Annotated in this window: 4 protein-coding genes and 1 pseudogene; 4 read left to right on the forward strand and 1 reads right to left on the reverse strand. The window is 74.3% G+C overall.

The features are described from left to right. Positions 1-472, forward strand: a 472-nt coding sequence (locus tag JNW89_RS27395) for a hypothetical protein (protein ID WP_238451243.1), incomplete at its 5' end; no start/stop codon positions are given. A gap of 12 nt (positions 473-484) precedes the next feature. Here the strand turns inward: JNW89_RS27395 and rsmI are convergent. Further along, positions 485-1,324, reverse strand: coding sequence for a 16S rRNA (cytidine(1402)-2'-O)-methyltransferase (gene rsmI / locus JNW89_RS27400; protein ID WP_255541306.1), 840 nt, complete (start codon positions 1,322-1,324; stop codon positions 485-487). Positions 1,325-1,416: 92 nt separating this feature from the next. On the opposite strand from rsmI, the gene JNW89_RS27405 reads away from it, so the two are divergent. The 3 genes and pseudogenes from JNW89_RS27405 to JNW89_RS37825 form a co-directional block, all read left to right on the forward strand. After that, entirely contained in the window at positions 1,417-3,081 is a 1,665-nt protein-coding gene (locus JNW89_RS27405; RefSeq protein WP_238451247.1) for a phospholipid carrier-dependent glycosyltransferase, read from the forward strand. Between the two features lie 499 nt (positions 3,082-3,580). After that, positions 3,581-4,852 carry a VWA domain-containing protein gene (locus JNW89_RS27410; protein WP_238451248.1) on the forward strand — a complete coding sequence of 424 codons (1,272 nt, stop codon included), beginning with the start codon at positions 3,581-3,583 and terminating at the stop codon, positions 4,850-4,852. A 20-nt stretch (positions 4,853-4,872) separates the two neighbouring features. Then, positions 4,873-5,026 (forward strand): annotated as a pseudogene (locus JNW89_RS37825) (alpha-1-antitrypsin); the annotation flags it as partial.

Consider the following 5,026-nt stretch of genomic DNA (forward strand, 5'->3'; position numbering starts at 1 on the left):
GCTGGCGGTGCTGGTGGCGCTGAGCCTGGTCGCCGCCTTCTTCGCCTGGGTGAGCGCCGGGCCGTTCTGGCTCGCGGTCGGGCACGCCAGCACCGGCACGGTGGTGATCACGGACTGCACCGGGAGCGGGCTGACCCAGCGCTGCCGGGGCGTCTTCTTCGCTGACCGGGGCCGCTTCCTGGCCCACGGGGTCCGGGTCAGCGGGGTGCCGGGCGAGCGCCGGGCCACCGGTACGGCGCTGCCGGCGCGGATGACCGGGGCGGGCGACGACACCGCGTACGTCGGCACCGGCTTCGGCCGACATCTGAGCTGGCTGCTCGGGCTGCTGGTGGTCGTCGGCTGCGGGGCCGGCATCGCCCGCGGGACCGGGGCGACCCGGCTGGCCGACGCGCGGCAGCGCCGCTGGGCCACGGCCGGCGCGTACGGCGGGCCGGTGCTGATCACGCTGGGCATGCTGATCGCCGCCTGGTGAGCCCGACGCGGGTCAGGCGTGCACCACGGTGTAGACGTCGCGGCGGCGCAGCCCGTACCCGGCGGCGACCTCGCTGATCGCGTCGCGCCGGGACAGCCCGGCGGCCTCGCGTTCGGCCACCGCGGCGCGCAGCACGTCGTCGTCGGGGCGTTCCGCGGGCCGCTCCGGGGCACCGGCGACCACCAGGGTGATCTCCCCGCGCGGCTCGCCCTCGGCCGCCCAGTCCGCCAGCTCGCCGAGCGGCCGGCGGACGATCTCCTCGTACGTCTTGGTCAGCTCGCGGCAGAGCGCGGCCGGGCGGTCGGCGCCGAAGGTGGCGGCCAGGTCGGCCAGCGCGCCGGCGATCCGGTGCGGGGCCTCGAAGAAGACCAGGGTCCGCTCCTCGGCCGCCAGGGCGCGCAGCCGGGACCGTCGGCCGCCGGGCGAGCGGGGCAGGAAGCCCTCGAAGCAGAACCGGTCGCAGGGCAGGCCGGACAGCGCCAGGGCGGTGGTCACCGCGCTCGGGCCGGGGGCGGCGGTGACCGGCACGCCGGCGTCCAGCGCGCCCCGGACCAGCCGGTAGCCCGGGTCCGAGACGCTCGGCATGCCGCCGTCGGTGACCAGCGCGACCAGGTATCCGGCGGTCAGCACCTCGACCAGTTCCGGGGTACGCCGCTCCTCGTTGCCCTCGAAGTAGGAGACGATCCGGCCGCCCACGGCGACGTCGAGGTCCCGGGCCAGCCGGGTGAGGCGGCGGGTGTCCTCGGCGGCCACCACGTCGGCGGTGGCGAGCACCTCGCGGAACCGTGCGGAGGCGTCGGCCGGGTTGCCCAGCGGAGCGCCGAGCAGGACCAGGCGCCCGGGCTCGGACATTTCACCCACGAGTAGCGCTCCTTCATCGATCGGCGTGCCGATGTCGGGGACGATGGGCGCCACCGGGCACCTCCAGAGCCTACGATCGCCGGGTGACGAGTGCGTCGACAGCGCAGAGCGCGAACGCGACCGGACCCGACCAGGGCATTCCGCCCACCGATGGGGGCGGTGTCCCGGCCGTCGTGCGTCGCCGGCTCGCCACCGTCGAGGCCCGGCTGGACGTCAACTCCTGGATCGCCACCGCCGTGGTGGTGGCGATCGCCGCGATCCTGCGCCTGCTCGGCCTGAGCAGCCCCAAGGGCAAGATCTTCGACGAGATCTACTACGCCCGGGACGGCTACGGCCTGATCGACAAGGGCGTCGAGTGGAACTACAAGGACAACGGCCCGTCGTACGTGGTGCACCCGCCGCTGGGCAAGTGGTTGATCGGGTTCGGCGAGTGGGCCTTCGGCTACGCCGACCAGGAGCACAACATCTCGGTGCCGGGGCACCTGTTCACCACCGCCCCGGAGTTCGGCTGGCGGTTCTCGGCGGCACTGGCCGGCATCCTGTCGGTGCTGATGCTGACCCGGATCGCCCGCCGAATGTTCCGCTCCACCACGCTGGGCTGCGCGGCCGGTCTGCTGCTCGCGCTGGACGGCTTCCACCTGGTGCTCTCCCGCACCGCGCTGCTCGACATCTTCCTGCTGCTGTTCGTGCTGGCCGCGTTCGGCGCCCTGGTGCTGGACCGGGACGCCCGGCGGCGGCGCTGGACCCGGGCCTTGGACGACGGGCTCGACCCGGCCGTGCCGGGGCGGGCCGGGCGACCGGCCGGCGGCTGGCGGACCTGGCCGTGGTGGCGGCTGGCGGCCGGGGTGCTGCTCGGCTGCGCCTGCGCGGTGAAGTGGAGCGCGCTGTACTTCGTACCGGCGTTCGCGCTGCTGGCGCTGCTGTGGGAGGTCGGCGTCCGGCGCTCCGCCGGGGTACGCCGCCCGTGGCGCGACGCGCTCCTCGACGAGCTGCCCTGGCTGGTGCTCGCCGGGCTGCTGCTGGTCGTGACGTACCTGGCCACCTGGTCGGGCTGGCTGCTCGGCGACGACGGCTACTACCGGCTGGCCGCCCACTACCCCAACACCCCGGGGCTGAGCGACACCCCGATCCTCGGCGCGCTGAACAACCTGTACCACTACCACCGGGCGGCGTTCGAGTTCCACACCGGCCTGGAGACCCCGCACAAGTACCAGTCGTGGCCGTGGCAGTGGCTGCTGCTCGGCCGACCGGTGGCCTTCTACTGGTCGGGTGACGGGGCGTGCGGGGCGCCGAGCTGCGCCTCCGAGATCCTGCTGCTGGGCACGCCGCTGCTCTGGTGGTCGTTCCTGCCGGCGCTGGCCGCGACCGCCTGGCTGGGTCTGGCCCGGCGGGACTGGCGGGCCGGGGCGATCCTGCTCAGTCTCACCGCCGGCCTGCTGCCCTGGTTCTGGTTCGCCCTCGACGGCCGGACGATGTTCTCCTTCTACGCCGCCCCGGCGCTGCCGTTCCTGGTCCTCGCCGTGGTCTACGTGCTGGGCGCGATCGTCACCCCGACCGAGGGCGGCGCGGCGACCGACGCGGACCTGGCGCGCGGCGACGACCGCCGGCTGATCGGCGGGGTGATCGTCGGCGCGTACGTGCTGCTGGTGGCGCTCTGTTTCGCGTACTTCTACCCGATCTTCGTGGGCAACCTGCTGCCGTACGACGACTGGTCGGCGCGGATGTGGCTGGACGGCCGCTGGATCTGACCCCGCACGGGGCGGCGCGCGGCGGGCCGGGCGAAAGACGCCTGCGGCGCGGGGCGGCGCGCACACAATGAAGCGCGCCCCGATCGCCTGCCACGGGGGAAGCGGGCGATTGGGGCGCGCAAGACAAAGCTTAACCACCCTTCGGCACCGGCACAACGGGGCGACTTGGGTCAGATTTCCGACCGATGCCAAGGTGGGCGAGAGGTTTACCTTCGGCAATTGACGGATGGTCACCATTCTGTCGACGGTCTGCCGTAAAGCACGGGTAGGTCCGTACCATTTCCTGCCCGATCACGAGGAACGCCGCCTGACGGACGGCGGAGGACCCGACACCGGGACGGCGCACGGGAAGCACACGGACGCCTCACCCGATCCACCCGTACGTGACGGGACGCCCCGCCGAAGTCGCGCGCCCACCGCCGGGAGGCCGAGAGGCGATCCGAGGGGCGCCACCCGCCCCAATCGATCATCCAGAGTGGACGGCACTACACTCCGCCCGATGATCAACAAAAGACGACCGGCGGCCGTCCTGATCGGACTGCTGGCGGCCACCGCGCTGACCGGTCCGGCGCCGGCCCTGGCGGACGAGGAGCCGCCCGCCGAGCCACCGAAGGTCGAGCTGGTGCTCGACGTCAGCGGCTCGATGCGGGCCCGGGACATCGACGGCCGCAGCCGGATTTCCGTCGCCCAGCAGGCGTTCAACGAGGTGGTCGACGCGCTGCCCGAGGAGACCCAGCTCGGCATCCGGGTGCTCGGCGCGACCTACCGGGGCAAGGACAAGAAGCAGGGCTGCCTGGACACCCAGCAGATCGTGCCGGTCGGTCCGGTCGACCGGGTGCAGGCGAAGGCGGCGGTGGCCACCCTGCGGCCGACCGGCTTCACCCCGGTCGGGCTGGCCCTGCGCTCCGCCGCCCAGGACCTGGGCACCGGCGCCACCGCCCGGCGGATCGTGCTGATCACCGACGGCGAGGACACCTGCGCCCCGCCGGACCCCTGCGAGGTGGCCCGCGAGCTGGCCGCCCAGGGCACGAAGCTGGTGGTCGACACGCTCGGCCTGGCCCCGGACGAGAAGGTACGCCGGCAGTTGCTCTGCATCGCCGGCGCGACCGGCGGCACGTACACGGCGGCGCAGAGCGCCGACGAGCTGACCGGCCGGATCAAGCAGCTGGTGGATCGGGCTAACGAGACGTACACCGCCGCGCCGACCGTGGTCGGCGGCACGGCGGAGTGCGCGAACGCGCCGCTGCTCGCCCCGGGCGTGTACAGCGACCGGGAGGCGTTCTCCGAGCACCGCTGGTACCGGGTGCCGGTGCGGCCGGGGCAGGAGCTGCGCGCCTCGGTCAGCGTGGCCCTGGACCGACCGGTGAACCCGGACCACGGGGTGCTGCTGCGGGCCACCGCCGCCGACGGCCGGGAACTGGTCCGCGGGGTGGACGCCGGCAGTGGGCGTACCGACGTGGTCTCGGCGGGCCTGCGCTGGTCGGCGACGGAGGACGGCGCCACGCCGACGCCCGGCGCCACGCCCGTCCCCGCCACGACGGTGTGCCTGGTGGTGAGCAACTCCTTCGCGCCCCGGCCGGGCACCCGGGCCACGCCGGGGATGCCGGTCGAGCTGACCGTCGACGTGGTCGCCTCGTCCCCCGCCCCGGCCGCGCCCGACCTGGGCCGGGGCTGGGTGCTGCTCGCCCTGCTCACCCTGGCCGGCCTGCTCACCGGCCTGGTCGCCGGGCTGCTCACCCGCTGGTGGGTCGCCACCTGGAGGGAGAACTGAGATGCGTACCCCGATGATGCACCCGGGCCACGCCGGGGATGCCGGTCGAGCTGACCGTCGACGTGGTCGCCTCGTCCCCGCCCCGGCCGCGCCCGACCTGGGCCGGGGCTGGGTGCTGCTCGCCCTGCTCACCCTGGCCGGCCTGCTCACCGGCCTGGTCGCCGGGCTGCTCAC

It is taken from the genome of Micromonospora sp. 4G55 (assembly GCF_016803375.1).